General features: G+C 28.7%; 22 protein-coding genes and 1 pseudogene. 16 read left to right on the top strand and 7 right to left on the bottom strand.

Annotated elements, in window-relative coordinates:
* Window positions 1–17: 17 nt before the first annotated feature.
* Window positions 18–704 carry a M15 family metallopeptidase gene (locus IO99_RS10460; protein WP_035133149.1) on the top strand — a complete coding sequence of 229 codons (687 nt, stop codon included), beginning with the start codon at window positions 18–20 and terminating at the stop codon, window positions 702–704.
* Between the two features lie 103 nt (window positions 705–807).
* Here IO99_RS10460 and splB read toward each other — a convergent pair whose 3' ends face one another.
* A complete protein-coding gene (gene splB / locus IO99_RS10455; protein ID WP_035133173.1) occupies window positions 808–1,830 on the bottom strand; it encodes a spore photoproduct lyase in 1,023 nt (340 codons plus the stop codon).
* A gap of 222 nt (window positions 1,831–2,052) precedes the next feature.
* Here splB and IO99_RS10450 point away from each other — a divergent pair, with 222 nt between their 5' ends.
* The 4 genes from IO99_RS10450 (at window position 2,053) to IO99_RS10435 (ending at window position 6,841) form a co-directional block, all read left to right on the top strand.
* Window positions 2,053–3,789, top strand: a complete 1,737-nt coding sequence (locus tag IO99_RS10450) for a DUF4153 domain-containing protein (protein ID WP_051824047.1) — start codon at window positions 2,053–2,055, stop codon at window positions 3,787–3,789.
* Window positions 3,790–3,870: 81 nt separating this feature from the next.
* A complete protein-coding gene (locus IO99_RS10445; RefSeq protein WP_035133147.1) occupies window positions 3,871–4,182 on the top strand; it encodes a DUF1540 domain-containing protein in 312 nt (103 codons plus the stop codon).
* A gap of 246 nt (window positions 4,183–4,428) precedes the next feature.
* Window positions 4,429–5,286, top strand: coding sequence for a YitT family protein (locus tag IO99_RS10440; protein WP_035133145.1), 858 nt, complete (start codon window positions 4,429–4,431; stop codon window positions 5,284–5,286).
* A 211-nt stretch (window positions 5,287–5,497) separates the two neighbouring features.
* Window positions 5,498–6,841, top strand: a complete 1,344-nt coding sequence (locus IO99_RS10435) for an erythromycin esterase family protein (protein ID WP_035133142.1) — start codon at window positions 5,498–5,500, stop codon at window positions 6,839–6,841.
* A 53-nt stretch (window positions 6,842–6,894) separates the two neighbouring features.
* On the opposite strand, the gene IO99_RS10430 is transcribed toward IO99_RS10435, so the two are convergent.
* Complete coding sequence (locus IO99_RS10430) at window positions 6,895–7,065, bottom strand: DUF362 domain-containing protein (protein ID WP_035133140.1); 171 nt, start codon at window positions 7,063–7,065, stop codon at window positions 6,895–6,897.
* A gap of 264 nt (window positions 7,066–7,329) precedes the next feature.
* On the opposite strand from IO99_RS10430, the gene ymfI reads away from it, so the two are divergent.
* From ymfI to IO99_RS10405, 5 genes are all read left to right on the top strand, one after another.
* Window positions 7,330–8,067: an elongation factor P 5-aminopentanone reductase gene (gene ymfI / locus IO99_RS10425; protein WP_035133138.1), complete on the top strand. Its 738-nt coding sequence runs from the start codon at window positions 7,330–7,332 to the stop codon at window positions 8,065–8,067.
* Window positions 8,068–8,152: 85 nt separating this feature from the next.
* Entirely contained in the window at window positions 8,153–8,491 is a 339-nt protein-coding gene (locus IO99_RS10420) for a hypothetical protein (protein ID WP_035133136.1), read from the top strand.
* Between the two features lie 87 nt (window positions 8,492–8,578).
* Entirely contained in the window at window positions 8,579–9,265 is a 687-nt protein-coding gene (locus IO99_RS10415; RefSeq protein WP_035133134.1) for a response regulator transcription factor, read from the top strand.
* Window positions 9,266–10,663 carry a HAMP domain-containing sensor histidine kinase gene (locus IO99_RS10410; protein WP_035133132.1) on the top strand — a complete coding sequence of 466 codons (1,398 nt, stop codon included), beginning with the start codon at window positions 9,266–9,268 and terminating at the stop codon, window positions 10,661–10,663. It begins immediately after the preceding gene.
* Window positions 10,660–12,051 carry a hypothetical protein gene (locus IO99_RS10405; protein WP_035133129.1) on the top strand — a complete coding sequence of 464 codons (1,392 nt, stop codon included), beginning with the start codon at window positions 10,660–10,662 and terminating at the stop codon, window positions 12,049–12,051. Before IO99_RS10410 ends, IO99_RS10405 begins: the two co-directional genes overlap by 4 nt.
* A 67-nt stretch (window positions 12,052–12,118) precedes the next feature.
* Here IO99_RS10405 and IO99_RS10400 read toward each other — a convergent pair.
* Window positions 12,119–15,117: pseudogene (locus IO99_RS10400) on the bottom strand (vitamin B12-dependent ribonucleotide reductase).
* 483 nt (window positions 15,118–15,600) lie between these two features.
* Between IO99_RS10400 and IO99_RS10395 the strand changes: the two are divergent.
* The 6 genes from IO99_RS10395 (at window position 15,601) to IO99_RS10370 (ending at window position 18,891) form a co-directional block, all read left to right on the top strand.
* The gene (locus tag IO99_RS10395; protein ID WP_035133127.1) at window positions 15,601–16,113 is read left to right on the top strand and encodes a gamma carbonic anhydrase family protein; all 513 of its coding nucleotides are present in this window, start codon (window positions 15,601–15,603) and stop codon (window positions 16,111–16,113) included.
* Window positions 16,114–16,207: 94 nt separating this feature from the next.
* Window positions 16,208–16,705 carry a GAF domain-containing protein gene (locus IO99_RS10390; protein WP_156964334.1) on the top strand — a complete coding sequence of 166 codons (498 nt, stop codon included), beginning with the start codon at window positions 16,208–16,210 and terminating at the stop codon, window positions 16,703–16,705.
* 38 nt (window positions 16,706–16,743) lie between these two features.
* Window positions 16,744–17,580, top strand: a complete 837-nt coding sequence (locus tag IO99_RS10385) for a CvfB family protein (protein WP_035133124.1) — start codon at window positions 16,744–16,746, stop codon at window positions 17,578–17,580.
* 149 nt (window positions 17,581–17,729) lie between these two features.
* Entirely contained in the window at window positions 17,730–18,176 is a 447-nt protein-coding gene (locus tag IO99_RS10380) for a DUF2975 domain-containing protein (RefSeq protein WP_242844116.1), read from the top strand.
* 38 nt (window positions 18,177–18,214) lie between these two features.
* A complete protein-coding gene (locus tag IO99_RS10375) occupies window positions 18,215–18,394 on the top strand; it encodes a helix-turn-helix domain-containing protein (protein ID WP_035133168.1) in 180 nt (59 codons plus the stop codon).
* On the top strand, window positions 18,394–18,891 hold the full coding sequence (locus IO99_RS10370; RefSeq protein WP_035133122.1) for a hypothetical protein: 498 nt from the start codon (window positions 18,394–18,396) through the stop codon (window positions 18,889–18,891). The genes IO99_RS10375 and IO99_RS10370 overlap by 1 nt, the downstream gene beginning before the upstream one ends.
* Before the next feature lie 53 nt (window positions 18,892–18,944).
* Here IO99_RS10370 and IO99_RS10365 read toward each other — a convergent pair whose 3' ends face one another.
* The 4 genes from IO99_RS10365 to IO99_RS10355 all read right to left on the bottom strand — a co-directional run bounded on the left by IO99_RS10365 (window position 18,945) and on the right by IO99_RS10355 (window position 25,016).
* Complete coding sequence (locus tag IO99_RS10365) at window positions 18,945–19,994, bottom strand: tetratricopeptide repeat protein (RefSeq protein ID WP_035133120.1); 1,050 nt, start codon at window positions 19,992–19,994, stop codon at window positions 18,945–18,947.
* 365 nt (window positions 19,995–20,359) lie between these two features.
* Complete coding sequence (locus tag IO99_RS10360) at window positions 20,360–21,643, bottom strand: helix-turn-helix domain-containing protein (RefSeq protein WP_035133118.1); 1,284 nt, start codon at window positions 21,641–21,643, stop codon at window positions 20,360–20,362.
* 190 nt (window positions 21,644–21,833) lie between these two features.
* Window positions 21,834–21,968, bottom strand: coding sequence for a hypothetical protein (locus IO99_RS19655; protein WP_278245242.1), 135 nt, complete (start codon window positions 21,966–21,968; stop codon window positions 21,834–21,836).
* 396 nt (window positions 21,969–22,364) lie between these two features.
* A complete protein-coding gene (locus IO99_RS10355) occupies window positions 22,365–25,016 on the bottom strand; it encodes a cation-translocating P-type ATPase (protein WP_035133117.1) in 2,652 nt (883 codons plus the stop codon).
* Between the last annotated feature and the right edge of the window lie 169 nt (window positions 25,017–25,185).

The following is a 25,185-nucleotide window of genomic DNA, read 5'->3' as shown; positions in this document are numbered from 1 at the left end:
CTTAAGGAGATGGTCTTATGGGAAAAAAGAAAAAGGTTAGAAAAGCAAGAAGAGTTATATTGAAATTACTAGTAATAGTTATATTAGGCATGTGTGCTACAAATTATTTAATCAATAAATTTCATTTGAAATCAGAGGGATATTTTATTATTAATGATTATAATAAAGTAGTGGTAAATAAAAATTATGCTTTAACATCAGATTATAAGCCAAAGGATTTAGTTTCAGTAAATATAGAATTCTTACCAGAATCCACAGAAGAAGAAAGATATATGACAAAGGAGTCTGCTAAGGCTTTAGAGGAACTAGTAGATGCTGCTTCAAAGGAGGGGGTCTACTTATATGGTTTATCAGGCTATAGATCTTATAAAACACAAAAAAACTTATATGAATATAATGTGGAAACCCAAGGAAAATCTTATTCAGATAAATATGTAGCAAAGCCTGGAGCAAGTGAGCATCAACTAGGCGAAGCTATGGATTTAGCAACTAGTTCTGGATGGATATCTGAAGGATGTCCAGAAGCTAATTGGATAGCTAATAATGCATATAAATATGGATTTATAGTAAGATATGAGTCGGGAAAAGAAGACATAACAGGATATAATTATGAACCTTGGCATGTGAGATATGTGGGTAGTGAAATGTCAGAAAAGATTTATAATGATGGAATAACCTTAGAAGAATTTGCTGAAATTAATTAAATAATATATAAACATAGAATGAAGCAAAAGACAAAAAACAATTTTATAACATTAAAGAAGCCAAGTTATATAAGGTAATATAGCTTGGCTTTTGCATTTAACATTATATTATATACTTTATAACTTTATTATTAAATATAGAGTCAATTTCTAAACTAAAAAATTCTTTCATCTCTTCTAACTGCTCTTTTGTATATACATATTTACCATATCCAAATTGTCCATATTTATATTTTCTTTCCTCATCAACCATAGGAAGTGTTGTTTCAGGAAATACTTCTAGAATTATATTTTTTGCTCTAGGAGTATACCTATGAGATATTATTTCAAAGGTAACAGGAGTAGTTAAGTTATCAGGAAGCTTATCCTTAAGGTTTAATAAAAGTTGTTTATAATCGTTTTTCCAACCTTCATAAAGAAATACTGGCGCAATAATAAAACCTATAGGATACCCAGCATTAGCCACCTTTACACTAGCTTCTATTCTTTTATCTATAGAAGCGGCTCTATTTTCAAAGTCACTGATTACTTTATCTGTATTTAGAGTAAATCGAATTTCTGTATGTCCCTTGTGATCTATATCTAATAGACTATCAACATCATTAAACTTTGTAACAAAACGAAATAGTCCATGATCGCTATTAGCAAAGAATTCTATAGCTTTTTTTAAACTATTAGTATAAGGTTCTATAGGTATAGGATCAGAGGTGGCAGAACCTTCAAATAAAGTTTTGGAAGGTAATCTTTCTTTAATATATTCATTTGCTTGATTTAGAATATCATCTATATTTACATTAATCTTTATATAAGGTTTATCACCTAGATTTGTATTTAAGTAGCAATACTGACAATGAGCAATACAACCGGACACTAGGGGTAACTGCCAATTAGCAGAAGGTTTACAGGATTGAAATTTACTTCTTTTTTTTATACCCACAACTAGGGTATTCTTACCTTCACGATAAAAGCTATGCAAATTTTCACCAGGAATTCGCTCTTTAATCTTATTAGAAGTTAATTTTATTATTTCAATATTTTTATTATCCTTAAAAGTGTTATAAATATTTTTGCCTATTTCATAATCCAAGGATCCTTTTTCAAATAATATTCTTTTAGGAATAAACATTAAGTTCTTTAGTAGAAGCAATGGGCTTCAAACTAAAGGTCACCTCCTTTATATTTAATAGGAATATTCTTTACATATATGATAATATTATGTGTAATAGATAAATGTTTTAATTTAGATGATATGGTATAATGGGTGTAATTTACAGTGGTACATAAATGGTTATCTAAAGGTAACTATAAAACATAGAAAAATAATTTTATAATAAAGGGGGGCATATTATTGTATATTAAAACTTTGGTAAATGGATGGAAAAATTCTATAAAAGATTCAGTAAAAAGATTTCCTATACCCATATTTTTATCTATAGCTGCAGTTATAACTTTAATCTATATGGGAGAAAGTATTGGAAGTGACGAGGAATTAAGACGTGTTGTGATGACTTTAGTACTTAGTATTCCAGTATATATTTGCATTGAATTATATTTTGAAAGAAGAAATAAATCTAATGAGAAGTTTAAATATCTAATTTATATTATTGCAGCTATTTGTTTAGCAGTCTACGGATATTTTTGTCTTGGAGATTTAAATATGGTTCAGGTTACTAGATATGTTGGTCTTATTATAATATTTATTACAGGGTTCTTTTTTACTCCATATATTTATAAGGATGGAAGTTTTGAGATGTATGTAATAAAGGTTTTAGGAAGATTTTTTACAACAGTTTTATATTCTATAGTTTTATATTTAGGATTAATAGCAATATTGTTCACCGTAGATTATCTTTTAGGAATAGAAGTTAAATATGAGATATATTATTATACATGGCTTATAGTTGTAGGAGTTTTTGCACAATGCTTCTTTCTTGGAGGAATCCCAGAAAAGGAAGAAGTTATAAAGGTTGAAAAGTATCCAAAGGTGTTTAAGATATTAATGCTTTATATAATTATGCCATTAATTTCTATATACACAATAATCTTATATATATATTTTGCTAAGATAATTATTACTAGACAGTGGCCTCAAGGATTAGTTTCTCATTTAGTATTATGGTATGGAGTAATATCAGCAGGAACCTTGTTTTTAACTTCACCAGTAAAGGAAAATAGTCCTTGGGTAAGCAAGTTTGTAAAGGTGTTTCCGAAGGCAATACTTCCTCTTATAGTACTTATGTTTATTTCTATGGGAATAAGAGTTAATGCCTATGGAATAACTGAAAATAGATATTTTGTTTTAGCACTAGGGATTTGGGTCTTTGGAATAATGGTATATTACTCAATAATTAAGAAAGTAAAAAATATTATACTCCCAATATCTCTTGCTATAATTACTTTTATATCAATTTGTGGACCTTTGAGTAGTTATAGTTTATCTAAGTATAGTCAAAATAAAAGATTTGAAAAGTTCCTTATAAAAAATAATATGATTGAAAATGGTAAAATAGTTAAAGCTATAGATCCAGTTTCTAAAGATGATCAAATAGAGCTCAATAGTATTTTGGATTATTTTAATAGAAAACATGAATTAAAGGATATTAAATATTTGCCAGGTAATTTTACTATAAGTGATACAGAGAGGGTACTAGGAATAACTTATTCTAATTTAAATTATGAAAGTAGATATGAACATTTTTATTTTACAAGTGAAGAAATATTAGAGCCTATAGAAATAAAGGACTATGATTACCTTTTTAACATTATAAGTTATCAAAGTGCTGCTAATAAGAATTCTTATGGAATTACAGTTGACTATAATAAAGCATATAATGAACTTAAGATATTAGAGAAAGGTAAACAGATATATAATAAAAATTTAAATGAGTATTTTAATAAGATAATAGATAAATATGGTGTTAATAAAACAAACTCAATACCTGTAGAAGATATGCAATTTGAAGATGAAACAGATAAAGTTAAAATCAAAATAAAAATTGATAACTTTTCTGGTCGTAAGGATTTAAATTATGACCATATAGAGTCTACAGAAATTCAATTTTCCGTATTTGTAAAGATAAAGTAAAAGAACAATAAAATTATGTAAGAATAATTTGCCTACTAAATTGAAACAATATTATAGAAATAAACTTTAGGAGGCATTCTTATGACTAAATTAAAATGTGATGCATGTAGTTGTGCATATAATAATGATTATTATTGCTGCATTGATTCTATTCAAGTAGGTGGAAGAGAAGCTACTCATAAATCATCTACTTGTTGTGATAGTTTTGCAGAAAAAAGTGGAGCTATGTCAAATAGTAATCAAAGATCTAATCCAGAAATGGTAGTAGGATGTGAAGCTACCAATTGTGTTTATAACGCAAACCATAAATGTGATGCTTCAGAAATTTGTATTTCTGGAGACCATGCATGTAAGCCAAGAGAAACAGAGTGTGCTACATTTCATTGCAAGTAAAGAAAAATACTATAAGTAAATATAAAGAACAAGCTACTACTATGAAATTTTATGATTAAGTTCGGTTAAATTTTATAGTAGTAGTTTTTTTACGTATATAAGTGTTTAAACAGTGAAACATATATAAGGAAAAGAGGGATATTGTAATAACTTATCTATTGATATATGATTAAATAAAGAGAGTTAACATAAAATTGAAAAACATAAGATATTTTTACAAAAATCAATAGGGTGAATTGAGGAGGAATGGGTTTGAAGAAGGAAATAAAAGATTATATTATAATAACTTTTGGATTAATTTTAATAGCTATAGGTATTCATTTTTTTCTAGTTCCACACAATTTAGCAGCTGGAGGACTTACTGGGCTTGCTATGGTAATAAACCATTATATTCCTAACCTTAGTATAGGTATTATAATGCTTATAGGAAACATATTTTTCTTTGTCATAGGTTTTATTTTTATTGGAAAGGCATTTGGAACAAAAACTATATATTCTAGCCTTATGCTTTCAGTAATAATATCCATTTTAGAAAAAGTAGCACCTATTAGTAAACCTATTTCACAGGATATACTTATAAATTTAATTTTTGGTATATTAATTGGAGCTATAGGTATGGCTATAGTGTTTAATAGGAATGCATCTACAGGGGGAACGGATATACCTGCTAAAATATTAAACAAATATGCTCATCTAGAAATTGGAAAAGGACTTTTAATTATAGATTTTAGTATAACCTTACTTGCAGTTATAGCATTTGGAGCTACTACAGGGATGTATGCTTTACTTGGTGTTATAATAAATGGCTCCATGGTAGACTTTGTTATAGATGGACTTAATATAACTAAGAGAATAGAAATAATGAGTTCTAAAACTGAAGAGATAAGAAAATTTATTATTGAAGAGCTAGGTAGAAGTGCTACTATTTATCGTGCTATAGGAGCGTACAATTTAGAAAAAAGTGATGTTTTAATAACTGTAATGGGTAAAAAGGAGTTTATTAAGCTTAGAAATTTTATAAAAGAAGTGGATCCATGTGCTTTTATCATAACCCATAATGTCCATGAGGTTTTAGGGGAAGGCTTTGGTAATATACTAGACTAATTATATAATCAGTAAATTTCAATTGGGAGATTTACTGATTTTTTATTGTATTTATGCTATATAGTTAAAAATAAGAAGAATTCTGTCCATTACTCTAAGATGACTTAGATAAATATTGAAATGTTTCTAAAATTTGCTATAATATATATGTAACCATAAGTTGAAAATGTTGAGTTAAGGGAGAAAATAGGTATTTAGGGGGTATATGAAGATGAAAAGAGGAAATAAGGTATTATTAATAATTTCAGTTATAATAATTCTCGGACTAGTATGTGTAGGATTATTTGGGGGAAAACTTAGTCCTAATGAGGAGGCTGAAATTATAAAAGAAAAATTAGTTCCTTTAAACACTGTGGAGGTTGGCAATGGCTTTGAAGATTTAAAGGAATTTAAGGATATATTTAAGGATAAACAAATTATAGCCTTAGGTGGGGCAACCTATGGAACAAAAGAGTTTTTTCAAATTAAGCATCGTATGCTGGAATTTTTAGTAGAGGAAATGGGGTATAGAACCTTTGCTATGGATGTGGATTTTGGAAGAACTGAATTAATTAATAATTATATATTGAATGGGGAAGGAAATGCTGAAAATATAGTAAGACAAACAAAGATAAATGGAGGTTATTCTTGGTCAACGGTGGAGTCTTTGGAGTTAATAGAATGGATCAGAAAGTATAATGAAGATTCTAATCATAAGGAAAAAATTAAGTTTTACGGTATTCAAGTTACTAATGCTGAAGATAGTTCAAATTTTGTAATAAATTATTTAAGAGATATTGATGAAGATCTATACAAGAAGTTTGATGGTGAATTGGATGAAGTAAGAGGAAGACCCGTTAGAAATATACCTACAAGTGAGTTAAGAAGAGAACAAGAAAAGGTTGAAATTCTAATTAATATATTTAATGAAAATAAAGAGAAACTTGTAAAAAGTACCTCAGAAGAGAAATATGAAGAGGCTTCGAAATATCTTCACACTATCTTGAAAAGCATAGAATTAGCCATATACAGTGGACCAGAGCATAACATTAAAGAAGCTTTGAATATGGAAGGAAAATTATTAGCTGATAATATTAAATGGATTCTAGACCGTGAGAGTAAAAATGGAAATGATAAAATAGTTCTTTGGAGTGGAAATCAACATATAAGCAATATTTCTAAGGATTATAAAAGCATGGGGTATAATTTAAAGGAGATGTATAAAGATAAATATTATTCATTAGCATTAGAATTTCATCAGGGTAGCTTTGGAGCGTATCCTATAGACAGTAGTGGTGTAGGTAGTGAATATGAAATCTATAATATAGAAGAAGGAAATCCTCAAATGTTTTCTAATATATTTAACCTTACAGAAATATCAAATAGTTTTATAGATTTTAAATCTTCAGCGCAGGATAAGGAGGTTAAAAAAATATTATCATCTTCAATACTAATGCATAACATTATTTTTTATAATGGGTATGAAGAAGATTATTATATGAAATTAAAGCCTATAGATACCTTTGATGGGTTAATATTTATTAGAGACACTAATGCTATAAGTAAATTAAAATAAAAAGTTAAAATAAAAAATAGATGTACAACTTGTACATCTATTTTTTATTTCAATTAGTCTTGAACTGGAGCACCAACTGGGCAAACGCTAGCACAAGCACCACATTCGATACAAGAATCAGCATCGATAACGTATAATCCATCTCCTGCACTTATGCAGCTAACTGGACATTCAGATTCGCAAGCACCACAAGAGATGCAAGTATCTACTATTTTATAAGCCATGAAAAAGACCCCCCTTTACTATTAAATCATGATTATCATACCATATTATGATATAATAATAAAGAGGATTTATATTTAAATATAATAAAAAATACAAGAAATAAATTAATTTTATAGTTAATAAATGAACTAATTAAAGTAAATGTAAAATATATTAACATTTATTTAAATTAATTTATTTTCAGTACATATAACTAGTGCTATAAAAAAACAAATGTTAAAATAACTACAATGGGAATTAAAGAAGTTTTAAGAGGTATGAAAATGAAATTAAAGGGAAAAGTGGTAGTAATTACAGGAGGAACAAGAGGTATAGGTAAGGGAATAGCCTTAGAATTTGCTAAAGAAGGAGCAATATTAGTACTAAACTATTTTAACGATGATGAAAGTGCAAGGGAGACTTTAAATGAAATTAGTTCCATGGGAAATTATTGTACTTTATTTAAAGGAGATGTAAGTAATTATAACTTTTCTAAGGAATTAATAGAATATACTCTAGAAAAATTGGGCAGAGTGGATGTATTAGTAAACAATGCAGCTATTTCTAAAATAGGACTATTTATGGATGACACTGAAGAAGATTTTGATAAAATTATGTCTGTAAATTTTAAGTCAGTATTTAATACTACAAACTCTGTGGTTAATCATATGATTTCAAGAAAAGAAGGTAGCATTATTAATATATCATCAGTTTGGGGAGGTGAAGGAGCTGCCTGCGAAGTTTTATATTCTGCATCAAAGGGAGCTATAAATTCCTTTACAAAGGCCTTAGCTAAGGAACTAGCATTAAGTAATATAAGAGTAAATGCCATAGCACCGGGTGTTATCGAAACTAAGATGAACATGTGGATGAAAGAGGAAGAAAGATTAGAATTAACAGAGGAAATACCCATGGGGAGATTTGGAAGTGTATCAGAAGTGGGAAGAGCTGCTGTATTTTTAGCTAGTAAGGATAGTAGCTACATCACAGGGGAAATACTAAATGTAAACGGGGGCTTTTAAATTTACCTTTAAAATAGATAATAATTTTAAAGTCAGATAGTATATTAATTATTTAATTGATACATATAGAAAGGAATTAGAATTTATGAATAGTGTTGAGATGAAAACATTAATAAAAGTTATATTTGTATGTATACTGTTATTTATATTTTCTCCATTGATTTTTGGAATTTTAGGAATTGTATTCAAAGGAATCTTATGGCTTATTCTAGGGATTGTAATTATAATAACCCTTAGTATAATGTACTTAAAATATAAGGTGAAAAAGGAAACTAATGAATTTTATTCTTCTAATGAGAATGGAAGGTCACAAGGTAGCCATAGTGCCAATGTGACTCCAGACTCAGAATCTTATATAGACTATAGTGATTCTACTATTGTAGATGTAGAAGAGTATGAAGAAAGTAATGATAAGGAAGAATAGTTAAAGAGAAAATAAGAATTACGAACAAGAAGCACCGATGTTAATTTATTTTACGATTGGTGCTTTTGTACATTAGAGGTGAATATAATGAAGAAAATATTATTAATTGAAGATGAAGAACATATAAGAAAGTTTGTAAAGATAAGCCTTAAGAGAGAGGGCTTCCAGGTAGTAGAAGCAGAAACTGGAGAACTTGGTATTGAAGAAGTTGCAAAAGAGAGCCCTGACATTGTAATACTTGATATAATGCTTCCTGGAATTGATGGATATAAAGTATGTGAAATTCTAAAGAAAAGTTATCCACAGATGGGAATAATAATGCTTACTGCCAGAGCGCAAGATGGGGATAAAATTATGGGATTAGAGTTTGGTGCAGATCACTATATTATAAAGCCCTTCAACCCATTAGAGCTTATAGCTATTATTAAATCTTTACTTAGAAGAATGGAACTAGGTAATGGTCTTAAGAGTAGGGAAATTATATCTGGAGCTTTTAAAATAGATTTGGATAGTAAGGTACTATACAAAAGTGGAGTAGAGATAGAATTAACCCCTAAAGAATATATGCTTATAAAAATGTTTATGGAAAATCCCAACAAGGCCTTTAGTAGAGATGAACTTCTAGATATGGTGTGGGGCTATAATTACATAGGAGAAAATAAAATTATTGATGTAAATATAAGACGTATTAGAAGTAAGATAGAAGATAACTCATCTAAACCTAAATATATTGAAACTGTTTGGGGAACAGGATATAAGTGGAGGGAAGATTAAGTGAAATCCTTAAAAACTAAGATTTCTAGCAGTAATATAATTGTAATAGCTATAACCATATTTATAGTTCAAATTATGGTTTACATAGCTATCAAAGAATATTACTATAGCAATCTAGAGGATACTATATATGGTCAAATAAAGATATCATCAGATTTTTATAATACATACTTGTCCTCCAATACTGTAAAAGAGAATATATTTAATGATAATGATACATTTTGGAGTAATACGGATTGTAGAGTTCAAATAATAGACTTAGAAGGTAATGTTATGATGGATTCTTCGGGATATATTTCAAAGGACAGAATATTAACTAGAGAAGTTAAAGCGGCAGCTAGTGGTGATACTCGAGGAGAAGCAAATATATATCAAAATGAAAATAATAATGAAAAGATTATTTGTGTAGCATATCCACTTTCTTTTGATACATATGTAGATGGAATATTGAGATTTAGCGCCTCTACTGAAGGTATAGATAAAAGCATAAAGGAGATATTGTTTATAATAATTTTATTAGGTATACTAGTAATTTCTATTGCGTCTACTATAAGTTTATTTATTTCTAATAGTATAATGAAGCCTTTAAAACTAGTCTCTGTAGGAGCAGAAAAGATGGCTAAGGGTAACTTTAAAGAGAGTATACCAAATTACTCTAAGGATGAGATAGGAAGTTTAGCTGATACTCTAAATTATATGTCGGAGGAGATACTGAAAAATGAAAGACTAAAAAATGAATTTATATCATCTGTATCCCATGAACTTAGAACACCTCTAACTTCTATTAAGGGCTGGGCAATTGTGTTAGAGTCCTCAGATTTAGAAGATAAAGAAGAAGTAAGAGAAGGCCTTAAAATTATAGAGTCAGAGGTTGAAAGATTAACTTATCTAGTAGAAGAATTATTGGACTTTTCAAAGTTAATTTCAGGTAAAATCACTTTAAGAAAAGAAGTGATAAGTATAGGTGAGTTTACTCAAGATATATTAAGACAATTAGAACCTAAACTACTGTCTAGAGGAATAGAGGTCATATTTGAAGATTTACAGATTAAACCTATAGAAGTTGATAAAAATAGAATGAAACAGGTTTTAATAAATATTTTAGATAATGCTATAAAGTTTTCACCTAATGATTCTAAAATAATAGTTAAACTAGTGGAAGATGAAAAATATTTAACTATATCAATTAAAGATTATGGCTATGGAATTTCTAAAGATGAACTACCTCATGTTAAAGAAAAATTTTATAAGGGAAGAAATATAAATGCAAGCAATGGGATAGGGCTCTCTATATGTGAAGAAATTATAACTCAGCATGGCGGACTTTTAAAGATAGATAGTGAATTACAAAAGGGTACAGAGGTTATTATAATGTTACCTAGAGGAGATATGAGATGAAAAGATTAATAAGAATACTGATAACTTTTATGTTAGCACTTATTCTTACTGGTTGTAATAAATTTAACATAGAAGTAAAGAAACCGAATAATGATTCTATTTTAAAGGGACAATGGCAAGTTAAAAATTATGTGGGAATTACAGAAGAGGAAGTATTTAATTGTAATTTGTTAGACAGCAAAGTGAGTTTTAGTAATGAAGAAGTATTTATGTTTGATAAGGCATACAAGAACATAACTTATAAAGCTAAATTAGTAAATGGTGAACAATACGTTTATAATACTATAGGCTTTATACCTGATTATTTAAAAGATACTAAGGAAGTAGAAGTTGTAACCATATCATCTAAAAATACATATTTAAAGGAAGTTATTGTTATAGATAAAGGTATATTAGTAATACAGGACGATGTTTTACTTTATCTTGAAAAAATAGATGATAACCCCATGGAGAATATCAATGAAAAAACTGGTGTAGATGAAACAGCAGATAGTGAGAAAATTAGTAATGGAGTATTAATAGGTATTAAAGATAAAACTGATGAAGGTTTTACATATAAAACTCTTTGGATAGCCTATGATGGTAAAAAAATATATAGTAAAGAGGTTCCATTCCTGCTTTTACCACGTAAAAATGGATTTTTTAAGGTTTCAATTCATAGAGAATATATTGAAAACAATTATAAGGATAATATAGAATTTGTATTTTTAAGTGGCAATCCATCTGAAAAGCAAGCTGATCTAAAGGTAAATAAAGAACCAAATATAAATGTATCTAAAGAGATAAATTTTATAGGAAATGATTATATAAGTATTAAAATTCATGAAGAAGGAGAAGATCATAGGGCGGAAAAGTTAGGGACATATTTAATTGATACTATGAATATGGAAGGTAAAGGAGCAGTTTCCTTAGGAAATATTAGTGAACAGAAAAATATAACTAAATTTAATAATGATGCACAAGGACTGCATATAGAAGATATAAATAAATTTACGGATGTTTCTATCAAAAGAAATCAAGGAAGATGGCAGATTTATACTGTTCATAGTAAAAAGGATGAAAGTATTGAAAATAATATAAATATTCCTTTAAAAGTATCTAAGAATGTGGCTAGGTATGACAGGCTATTTACATCATGGCAAGGAATCAAAAATCAGGTTCCATCTGCAGAGGATGCATTGTCATCCCCTAATAAAAATATGACTATAATAAAGACAAAATCAAGTTTATATGGATATAAAATAGAAGATGGAAAAATCAGTGAATCACCAGAGTTAACTATTTCTTTAAATGGTGATGAGGAGATAGTTATGGCAGAATGGGCAATGGCAGAATTTGTAGGATATTGGACAGAACAAGTGAATTCATTACTTAAGTCAAGTAAATAGTGTAGTATATAAACCAAGGAAAAGCCAGGCAATAATTTGCCTGGCTTTTTAGTTATCATGTATAATTTTAGCTACATCCAGTGGTTGTTCCACAATCTTGACAAACCTTACATGTACCATTTCTCACTAAGTTTGTACTTGAACAGTTTGAACAAACCTCGGAGTAAATACGCTCACCTTTTATTTCTGATTTCGCATTATCAATAGAAGTAGTAGATACTTCATTATGATGAATTGTTGGTTTTACCATATCCTCAGGATTAGGTTTGATTTGGCAACGAGAATAGTCACCAAGCTCAATATCTATAACCTTACTGATTAAGTCAGAGATGGAGCTAACATGCTTAATGTAAGGATGTTTTTGTACAAATCCATAAGGTTCATATTTTTGGCCTCTAAGCATTTTAGCAATATCTGCTGCAGGAACATGATATTGTAGCATTACAGAAATAGATTTAGAAAGAGAATTTAAGAGTCCAGTTATTATAGTTCCTTCTCTATCTGTAGTTATATAAATTTCAGAAATTTCCCCATTTGTTCTTCTATTAACTGTAGTGTATATTTTAACATCATCTATTTGAGCAGGATGAGTAGTCCCAAATCTAATACCCATTGGTTTTTCACGAGTAAATACAGTAGATGAAGTACACTGGTTTTGTAGTTCTTTAGCTTTAGATAAAAGTGCTTCATAAGTTAGTTTTTCTAAATCTGCATCATTTTCTTCTTCTAAAACTGTATTTAAAGGTTGACTAGCTTTGCATCCATCTCTATAAAGAGATATTCCTTTTACCCCAAGGTTCCAAGAATCAAGGACAACCTTTTTAAAGTCATCTACAGTAGCTGTTTTAGGTAGGTTTACAGTCTTAGAAACTGAACCAGATATAAGAGGGGTGATGGCAGCATCATTAGAACATGTCCCATAGGCTTAATATATCTCTCGCCACTTCCACATTTGTTTGCTGTATCAAAAATGTGAAGATGTTCTTCTTTAAGATGAGGAGCTCCTTCAATCTTACCATCTATAATTTTTTCATACTCATATCCATTTTCATTAACCATTTCTTTTCTAAGAATATAATCTACTATGTCTTTAATTTCATTTTGTGAATATCCAAGGTTATCAAGGGCATCTTCTATAATTGGATTTACTATAGTCATAAATCCACCACCGGATAATTTTTTATAAACAAAGTGGGAGAAATATGGTTCAATAGAAGTAGCACCACAATCCATAGCAAATGAAATTGTTCCAGTTGGAGCTATTACAGATACTTGAGCATTTCTATATCCAAATTTCTCACCATACTCTACAGCTTCTTGCCAAAGAGTTTTTAAAAGTTCAGATAGCTCAGTATTACCTTCTGCCTTAAGAATTTCATGATTAACTTCCACAGGGCTATAGTGAAGGTCTTCGTATTCACTATCTAGCGCTCCTGCAACCCTTCCATGATTTCTTATTACTCTAAGCATTGCATCTTTATTAATGTCATATTTTTCGAATGGTCCTACTTTTTCAGCCATAAGGGCAGAAGTAACGTAAGAAGCTCCAGTAAGCACTCCAATTAGGGAAGCAGTTAATTGTCTAGCTTCTTCTGAATCGTAAGCATAACCCATTACCATAAGAAGAGAAGCAAGGTTTGCAATTCCAAGACCTGTTGTTCTAAACATATATGTTTTTCTTGCAATGTCTTCTGTTGGGAATTGACCCCAGTGAACAGAAGATTCAAGCATAAGTTGTAGTAAAGATACCATATGAACATATCCATCTAAATCAAATACTTTACTATCCTTATTATAGAACTTATATATATTAATTGAAGCTAAGTTACAAGATGTATCATCTAAGAAAGCATATTCACCACATGGGTTAGTAGAATTTAATCTATTATGCTTTGCACCAAAGTCTCCATCTTCACCACCGGGACATGTATGCCAAGCGTTGAAGGTGTCATCAAATTGAGGTGCTGGGTCAGCACATTGCCATGAAGCTAAGTTGAATTCATCCCATAGCTCACTCACTTTAACATCCTTATTAATTTTTTCATCTATTCTTCCCTTTAAAGTTATTACTTCATCTGGGTTTTCAGATAGATTTTCAACTTTTTTCATAAATTCATCGCTGAATCTTATAGAGTTATTACCGTTTTGACCAGATACAGTTTCATAAGCCTCACCTTCAAAAGAAGCGTCGTAGCCCATTTTACCTAAAGCACGAACCTTATCTTCTTCTCTAGCCTTCCAATTTATAAATTCTCTAATTTCTGGGTGATCTATGTCAAGACAAACCATTTTAGCTGCACGTCTTGTAGTACCACCAGATTTTATAGTTCCGGCGTTTCTATCAAAGCCCTTTAAAAAGCTCATAACACCTGAAGAAATTCCACCAGCAGAAAGCTTTTCGTCTTTAGCTCTAAGAGTTGAATAGTTAGTTCCACATCCAGAACCACCCTTAAATAGTTTAGTTTCTGTTACATATTGCTCAGAAATTGAATGAGGTCCTAAAAGTTTATCTTGTATAGATAAAATAAAGCAAGCAGAAGCTTGAGTTCTAGTATAGTTATCTACGCTTTTAACAACTTTTTTTAAGTTCTCATTATAATAAAAATGACCTTGATGTTCACCAGCTATATCATAAGAAAGCTTTAATCCAGTATTAAACCATTGAGGTGAGTTTGGTGCATACATTTGATTTAAGAAGCAATAAACTAATTCATCATAAAGTATTGTAAACTCCTCATCATTAGTTATCAAACCTTCATCCTTTAGAGATTCACACCAAAAATTAACTAATCTATGTGCCACCATTTTAAGACTATTTTCATAACCTACTTCATTAGGTACTAAAGCTCTTTTGAAATATTTAGAAGCAATTATATCACAAGCATTTTGTGAATAGTGAATTGGAAATTCTAAGTCCTTCATATCTACGAGAACGGTACCTTTTTTGTAGTCTTTTAAAATTACATCAACTTTTTTCCACTGGAATAAATCGTATACTGTCAAATCTTTATTAGTCTCTAACTCTTTTGTGTAGTATCTTTTTATTATATTGTTAATACTCTTCATTATAAAAGCTAATCACACTGTTATGATTAGCAAGTCACCCCCTAAATACTTCATATACTATATATTGTGTCCGAAATGTGCTTTTGCACTATATGTTGTATTATATTATATAAATTTTTTTCATACAACTATTGAAATTTCCATTAAACTATGCTTGTTCACACCTGAAAATAGCCTTAAATTAAGTAGATTTCAGTACCCTAACCACTTCAACTGATTAACTAATAAAATTTTATGACAAAGTTATAAAAATTATTACAAACTAATATAATTTCATAATACATATGGAAAAATAAATACATAATTCAGTAATTAGGTGATGAATAATAGGAAAAAATAAATTATTACACAATAGACTTTTAAATTATGGTATCATTACCTTATATAAAAGATAATAATTATTGTTGTGTTCATATAGTTTTAGGAAATTAAAATGGTTGAATGAAAATTATGGAAATTTCAAGTGTAAAGGATGGATGAAAAATGATAAAAGCAATTAAAGGAAAGGCACCAATTATAGATGATACATGTTTTATAGCAGAAAATGCGACGGTAATAGGGGATGTAACTATAGGGGAAAATACTAATGTATGGTATAGCGTGGTAATTAGAAGTGATATGGATACCACCATTATAGGAAAAAATACTAACATTCAAGAAAATTCTACAGTACATAATGATTTTGGAATATCTACTAGGATAGGAGATAATGTTACCATAGGTCATAACTGCATAATTCATGGGTGTAATGTCGGAAATAATGTGTTAGTAGGAATGGGATCAATAATACTAAATGGAGCTGAAATTGGAGATAATACAATTATAGGAGCAGGAAGCCTTGTAACTCAAAATAAAATAATCCCAAGTGGAGTATTATGTATAGGAAGCCCAGCTAAGGTGGTAAGGGAGTTAACAGAAGAAGAAATTAGATCTATAAAGTCTTCAGCTGAGCATTATGTTAATATGGGAAGAGAGCATAAAGAAATTCAAGAGTAAAATAATGCTATCAAAACAATATAAGTAGCCTTATAATAAGCAATTTGAATTTTATGTAGTTTTAGATAATAAAATTATGCTAGGAGAGATAATTTTGATAAAGTTAGATGTAATAAAAAAAATGACTACAGAAGAAAAATATAAATACATGTTAATCCTCTTAGAAGGCCAGTTAAGTTCGGAAAAAGACATATATGCAAATATTTCCAATGCATCTGCCATTATATATGCTATTTTTGATAAATTAAATTGGAGTGGATTTTACTTTGTAAAAAGTGAAGAGCTAGTTTTAGGACCATTTCAAGGTTTACCAGCTTGTAATAGAATAGCTATAGGAAAAGGAGTATGTGGAACAGCAGTAGCAACTAAGAAAATTCAAAGAATAGATAATGTTCATGATTTTCCAGGACACATTGCCTGTGATTCGGCATCAAATTCTGAAATAGTAATTCCAATAATAAAAGATGATGTGGTTTATGGAGTACTAGATATAGATAGTTATGATTTTAACACATTTACAGAATTAGAAGAAAAATATTTAATAAAATTTGTAGATAAGCTTAATAAATATATTGATTGGAGTCAATTATAAATATAAGCAAAGTTTTTAAATTGGATAGGAGAAAATAAATGATAGAATTAGGAAAAATTAATACTCTTAAAGTATCAAGAAGTTGTGAATTTGGATATTATTTAGACGCAGAGGGAAAGACGACTTCTGAAGACATACTAATACCAAAGGGAAATATAGTAGGTGAAATAGACGTAGAGGATGAAGTTGATGTATTTGTATACCGAGACTCTAAGGACAGACCTATAGCTACTATGAAGCCAGTAGAAGCTCAAGTAGGAGAGTTAGCTTACTTAAAAGTAGTAGATAAGACTGGAATAGGATACTTTATTAGCATAGGTATAGAAAGGGATGTATTAGTTCCATTTAGGGAAGCACCCTTTGAATTAGAAGTAGACAAAAAATATTTATTTTATCTATATGTAGATAAAACCAACAGAATAGCTGCAACAACTAGAGTAGATAGATACTTACATGATACTACTCATTATAATGTTGGAGAAGAGGTAGAAGGCGTAGTTTATGGAAAACATTCTAATGGAAATTTAGTTGTAGCTATAGATAATACATTCAGAGGCATAATACTAAAAAGTGAATGTTATGATGACATTTCCATTGGTGATAAAATAAATGCTAGAGTAAAGAAATACTTTGATGATGGTAAAATTCAAATCACCACAAGAAAACCTCGTCTTGAGGAAATGGGAGAATTAGAGGAGATTATTCTTAGCTACTTAAAGAAGAACCAAGGTTCAATGAGATTTAATGATAAGTCTAGTCCAGATGATATAAAAAAATATTTTAAGGCTAGCAAGAATGCCTTTAAGAGATCGTTAGGGGCACTGATGAAAAAAGGACTTATAGAGCAAGATGAAAATGGTACTAGGTTAAAATAAAAAATATAATTAAAGTTAAAAGCTATCTCAGAATTATTTTGAGGTAGCTTTTTAAGTAATATAAATATTTATTGAATAACAATAAATATTTATTGACGTAAATAGCCTCTTGTGATAAGCTTTGGTTAGAGGTGATAAATTTGAAAAATATGTTATTTAGAAAGATACTATATATTGTATCAGTTTTATCCGTAGTTATAACTATAATAGCTGGAGCAACATTACCTAATATAGTAAATTGGTATCTTAGTAATATATCTACTGCTGGGTTAGAAATAGGCGGAGGAATAAAAATATTCTTATATATAACTTATATACCATTTTTATTAATACTTATTTCAGTAATGAAATTAAGTGGAAAGTTATTAAAAGGAAGTCCTTTTTGTAAAGAGAGTATAAAGTCGCTAAAGGTGATAAGTATATGCTCATTCATAGCTTTTGTTACTTATTTAGCAGGAACAATATTCTTATATAAGAATTTAGTTTGTATAGTTATAACTTTTGCTACCATGATGGTATTTATCATTTCTTCAGTAGTAAGAGAGCTTATAAATAATGGAATTGAACTACAAGAAGAAAATGATCTTACTATATAAGGAAGGTGGATTAATTGATAATTGTTAACGTAGATGTAATGATGGCTAAGAGAAAGATGAGTGCTACTGAACTTTCAGAAAAAGTTGGCATAACCATGGCTAACTTATCTATTTTAAAAAATAATAAGGCTAAGGCAATAAGATTTACTACATTAGAAGCTATATGTAAGGCCTTGGATTGTCAACCTGGTGATATATTGGAATATAAGGAGGAGTAATGAATAAGAAAGTTTTAGCTACAATATTAGGTATTGTAGTTACGATAATTTTACTATTAACTTATATTAAAGTAAGACCTATAATATTTCCAACCTATACAGAATGCCTAGAAGCCAATTGGAACATAAAATTACCTAAACCAGATAAACTAACTCTCATAGGAAGTACTAGAGGGGGTTTTGGCGGTGATGGAGATGAAATTAATGAAGTAATTTACCATGATGAAGAAGACTTAGAGAAATTAAATAATTCTTTTCAGTGGTTTAACTATGAGGAGATACCTTTTAGAATATCCTATGATGGTGTTACGCTATTGGAAGATAGAGATAAAATAAATCATAAGGAAATTAGTATATCTGATGGTAATACTGAAAAAGTACTAGAAAAACTAAGCAAAGAAGCTAAATATTTTTATATGGATAAAAATAATAAAGATGATTTTATTGTATTTATTTTAAAAGGTAATACTTTAGAAATATACGAATCTTATAGATGAATTAAGACGGAATAAAAAGATTGGAACTTCCAATCCTCTTATTTCGTCTTAATTTATATATTATTTACTCGGAAAATAGTGTCTAACTTATTATATCCAATACCATCAGGCAAAAGGTTAGAAAGTTTTGAGTATATCTCCATAGTTATATTAGGATCAACATCTTTAAAGTTTTCTATCATTTCAGAATAGAGAGTTCTAAGTTCTTCAATATCATTTAGTTCTCTATATATTTGTTCTAAAAGACTATAGCCTAGTAGTAAATTTTCAATATCAGAATATTTTTTAGCCAACTCTACTCCATCCTCTATTCGAGAAATAGCTTTCTTATATTCACATTCTTTAATGTAGAATTTTGCTATGTCCATTAACGTATTAGCAAGATTAGGTTTATCATGTGATGTTCTAAAGTGAATAGCTTTATTAAAATACTTTAGAGCATCATTATTATTATTTTCATTTAAATAAGCTAATGCCAAATTATTATATAAATAACCTTTATAAATTCCTAATTCAGACCCAAAGTTATCAAGAAGTTCTTTATATAGGGTTATAGCTTGCAAAGTAGAATTTTTTCTAAGATAACAGTTAGCTTTTAAAATTGTTCCTTGAATATACATGGTTAGCTCATTATTAATATCAATAGTATCTAATAATTTATCTATATAAAGAATAGAATTATCAAAATCATCTAACTTTTTATAGGTTAAAGCTATATTATAGGTACAATTATAATAATTATTTTTATCCTTATTTTCTAAGGTAAAAGAGTGGCATGTACATAGATATGCTAAGGCTTCTTCATAACAAAGGGTTTTGATTTTACACTTAGCTAATTTATTATATATAAATATCATATCATCATCTTTGGTAGGAATAGCATTATATAATTCTAAGGTTTTAGCATAGGATACAAAAGCTTCATTGAATAGATTTTTATCATATAAGAGATTTCCCTTTTTAATATATAGAGAAGGAAGTATATCTATTAACTTATTAAGTTCTCCAACATAAATTACTTCATCAAGTTCATCATCAGTTAAGTTTAACCTAAGTTTATCTGTGCAATAAGTTCTAGCTTTAGTTTCTTCACTTAATATCAAATCATTCATCCCCTTATTCGAGTAAAAGAAAAATCCTTTTACTCATATTTAAGCAATTTAAATTATATTCATATATATTAGTCTATAGTAACTTAACAATTAGTGCAACATTTGGATAATATATATGAAGTGAAATTACTTGCAATAAAATCCTGTATCTACTATAAAAATATAGAACTAATTTCATGTATAAATAAAAAGATGAAATAAAATTAAATATATAGAAAATGATTGTAACTATAAATCCTATGTTGTCATCATTATGTCATTTTTTGAACATGAAAGTTCTAGAAATTTATAATATTTTATATGTTTGTAAAAGGATACATATTTTAAATAAAAAAGTGATTCAAATTTTTGAATCACTATTTAAAAGATTTTTTTAAATTATTAGCTTCGTATAGAATTTCTTTAGACTTATCATACTTTTCCATTTCAATATAGAGTAGAGATAGTTTAATATATATACTTAAAACTTTAACTAAATCTGCATCTTTAAAAATTTTTATTAATATAAGATATATTTCTTCAAGTTTATTATTATCATTTAATTTTATATAAATATCTTCCAATATAGAGTAGCCTCTTATTAAAAACTCTGCATCAGAATATTTCTCACATAAAGCTATACCTTCATACAATAGTTCTATAGCCTTATCATATGAATTTTCTTTTACATATGCAGAAGACATATCTATAATACTCCGATTTATATGTTCAATATCATGTACTTTTTTAAAGTTGATTGATCTAGAAAAAAAGTCAATAGATTTATCTATTTCATTTAATTCACAATAAATCAATCCTATGTTATTGTAAATCATTCCTAAATGAACTCCAATATTTTCACTAAAGTTATTTAGGATATCGAAATATATAGTTAATGCAATAGAGTAATCTTTTTTGTTAAGATAACAATTACATTTCAAGATAATAGTAGATATATATAAATCAAAATTGTGGTTAGTATTACATAAATTCAGCAACTCATCTATATATATAAGAGCATTATCATATTCACTTGATTTTTTATATGAAAGAGCTATATTATATAAGCAATTTCTAAGATTAGTATCATCATTAAACTCTTTACAATAGGAATAGGCTTTAAATAAATATGTGAGAGCTTCTTCATAGGATAGAGTCATAATCTTACATTTAGAAAGCTTAATATATGCAAAAGATTTATTACTGTTATCTTTATTATCATTATGAATTTCTAGTATTTTATAGTAATATACAAAGGCTGTATTAAATGAATTTTCATCATATAGTAGATTTCCCTTTAATAAGTAAGATTTTAAAAGTATGTCTTCTAATTTATATTTTTCACCTATTTTTATAACTTCATCTAAATTTTTGTGACTTAAGACTGAATCTAATTTCATATTACAATAGTTTCGTGCTTCTTCTTTTTCAGGAAGAAGTAGATAATTTACATCTAAATTTATATTAGCTTCAAGCTCATCAGCTCTGTTTTGCATAAACTTAAGATAATTTGCTAAGGTTACTCCAGTAAGATTTCTTTTATCACTTTCAACCATACTAATATAATTTCTAGAAACACCGATTTCTTCTAGTTCTACTTGTTTGATATTTAGTTGTTGTCTAAGAGCTTTTAATCTTTTTCCAGGACTTAAGAAATCCAAATCTTTCACCTCCTTAGTTAAATAAATGTAGTTAATTATATTTTATAGGTAATTATATGTAAAGGCAATGCATAATTAGTTCCAGTATATGTATTAAATTTCCTGTTTACTTATTATACCATTAGTTTTTTTAGCTATATCTATAATAAAAATTTATTATAGATATAGCTAAAATTTAATCAGCTAGTAATTATAAATTTTTAATAATTATAAAATTTTTACCAATTGGACCAGGATCAGATTCAGATAAAATTGAAATTCCGATAAAAGCAGTTAAAGTTAGTGCACATAAAAATACTATACATTTAGTAAGTTTAGTTTTCATAAAATTCACTCCTTTAATATTAATATTTATATTAAGCTTTACAATTATGAACAAGATAAAATTGAGATTTATTTTAATGCACAATGCATCTTAAAAAGTATTTAATTAACAGTTTTTAATAAAATATTGTTTATATATAAATACAAGTTGAATATTGGTATATATTTAAAATACAATTGCAGTAATTAATTATATTTTATAACATAATATGTATAATTACAATGATAAAATATAAAAAGTAACAACAAATTTACGTCATAAATCTTTCTTCATTGTATAAATATGTATAAAAATGAAAAAGTAATTAAAATGTATTATAATTTAAAAGTAACTCATAAAAGACATTAATACTGTCCTTTATGAGTTACTTGTAATTTTATTGAAATTTGTCTTTTTTTATTTATCTTTGATAAATAGTTTAATTATTTCATTTATAACTAAAGGTATTAAGCTTAGAATAATAACAAGTCCCCAATCTGCTAAAGTTAATGGTATAACATTGAACATTCTAGCAATTGGTGGTATATAAATAACTGCCATTTGTAATGCGATACCAACAACCATTGCATAGATTAAATACATATTTGAGAACAAACCAATTTTAAATATGGATTTATCAGAGCTTCTCATATTTAAAGAATGAATCAGTTGAGTTCCACTAAGAACTACAAAGGCTATAGTTTGAGCATGCATCAAAGCTTCAGGATTGTTAGCTATGTTAACAAGAGTAACTCCGGCATCTCCGTATTTATTAACTCCATAAATGAAACCTATAAGGGTTAATATACCAATTAACACACCGTTAAATAAAAGAGTAAATAAAGAACCCTTAAATAAACTATCCTTAGGATTTCTTGGTTTATCTTTCATAACATCCTTATCACCAGGGTCTACACCAAGGGCAAGAGCTGGGAAGGAGTCTGTTATAAGGTTAACCCATAATATATGAGTTGCATTAAGTGGTGCAGCCCATCCGAAGAGAATACCAAAGAATAGAGTAACAATCTCACCAGCATTACACGAGATTAAGAATATTACAGATTTTTTTATGTTATTAAATATATTCCTACCTTCTTCAATAGCTGCTACTATGGTAGAGAAGTTATCATCTGTTAATACCATGTCAGAGGCTCCTTTAGCAACGTCAGTACCTGTGATACCCATAGCTACACCAATATCAGCAGCCTTTAAGGATGGAGCATCATTAACTCCGTCGCCAGTCATAGATACAATATTTCCTTTAGATTTAAAGGCTTTAACTATTCTAACCTTATGCTCAGGAGATACTCTAGCAAAAACTCTTAGATTTTCACATCTACTTGCAAGTTCTTCATCAGTTAAGTTATCTATGTCAGCACCACTAGCTACTTGGTTTATATCCTCTGCTATAGATAGTTCTTTAGCAATGGCAAAGGCTGTATTTTTGTGGTCACCAGTAATCATTATAGTTTTTATACCAGAAGTTTTACAAATTTCTATAGAGTCTTTAACCTCTAGTCTAGGAGGGTCTATCATACCAACGAGACCAATGAAGGTTAAATCCTTTTCCAACTCATCAACTTCTACATGGGTAGAGTTAACAGTTTTAAAAGCAGCACCTAGAACTCTTAAAGCATCGTCTGACATAGCTGTAGCAACTTTTAAGAAACCATTTTTAATTTCTTCAGTCATAGGTACAACTTCACCATTAATATAAGCAGAAGTACATATATTAATAAGATTATCAGTAGCACCCTTAGTCATTACATTAAATTTATCTTCATAAGAGTTTACCGTAGTCATTAGTTTTCTATCAGAATCAAAAGGTATTTCATCAACTCTTTTATGAGTTTTATCTAACTCTTCTTTAAATACATTAAACATATTACCCATATCTAAAAGTGCTATTTCTGTTGGATCTCCAGTTTTTGATGAAGCAGTAGAAGTAGCATCATTACAAAGGACTATGTTTTCAAGTAAAAGTTTTTCACCTTTATTATTTATGTTAAATTCTTTAACTTCTTTTAGTTTATTATCTGTAAAGTATTTAACTACTGTCATCTTGTTTTGAGTTAATGTACCAGTTTTATCAGAGCATATAATATTCACAGAACCTAAAGTTTCTACAGAAGGTAATTTTCTGATAATAGCATTTTGCTTTATCATTCTTTGAACACCTAAAGCAAGAACTATAGTTACAATAGCAGCAAGACCTTCAGGAATAGCCGCAACAGCAAGGCTGATAGAAATCATGAACATATCAGTAACAGCTCTATCTTGTAATAAACCTACTGCAAACATAACAGCACAGATACCAATAGCAGCAATACCTAAAACTTTTCCCAGTTGTTCAAGTTTCTTTTGAAGAGGTGTAAGCTCATTTTCACCTTCATCAAGCATTTTAGCTATTTTACCAATTTCAGTATTCATACCTGTAGCTACAGCTATACCTGTAGCTCTACCATAGGTAGCTAAGGTAGACATAAATACCATGTTCTTTTTATCACCAAGAGATACTTTTTCATCTTCAAGGATAAGATTTGCATTCTTGTCTACAGGAACAGACTCACCAGTAAGGGCAGATTCTTCTACCTTAAGGTTAGCACTTTCTATAAGACGGATATCACAAGGAATAAATCTACCTGCATCGATAATAATTACATCACCGGGTACTACTTCCTCGGAAGGAATTTCTACTAATTCTCCATTACGCTTTACTATAGCCTTTGGTGTTGATAATTCCTTTAATGCATCAAGGGCCTTCTCGGCTTTAGACTCTTGAATCATTCCAACTGTTGCATTAACTAAAATAACAATACCGATAATAATTGCATCACTTATTTCTTTTCCTACAACTACAGATAGTATAGCTGCAACTATAAGGATATAAATTAGAATATCATTTAGTTGTGCGAAGAATAGTTGGACTTTAGTTTTTTTCTTTTTTGATGCCAGTTTATTAGACCCATACTTGGACCTAATTTCCTCAACTTGAGATGAAGTAAGACCAGTATCTGGGTTGGTGTTAAACTTACCTATAACATCGTCAATAGAGTCATTAAAATACATAAAATCACCTCATAATTAATAGTGTTAAGCCATACTCTAAATCTAAGATTTAGTTAGTAAAACTTACTGAAATTTAATAAAAGATATTCTTTTATTAATATTTGCAAAAACATAATCACATATGTAGGTAATGTATGTAAAAAGAAAAGACTCATATATAGCGTAAGCA

Source organism: Clostridium sulfidigenes, from assembly GCF_000732635.1.
In the GTDB taxonomy this organism is placed as follows: domain Bacteria; phylum Bacillota; class Clostridia; order Clostridiales; family Clostridiaceae; genus Clostridium_J; species Clostridium_J sulfidigenes.
The sequence above is the reverse complement of the archived record's forward strand: the minus strand, read 5'-3'. Positions and strand labels throughout refer to the sequence as shown.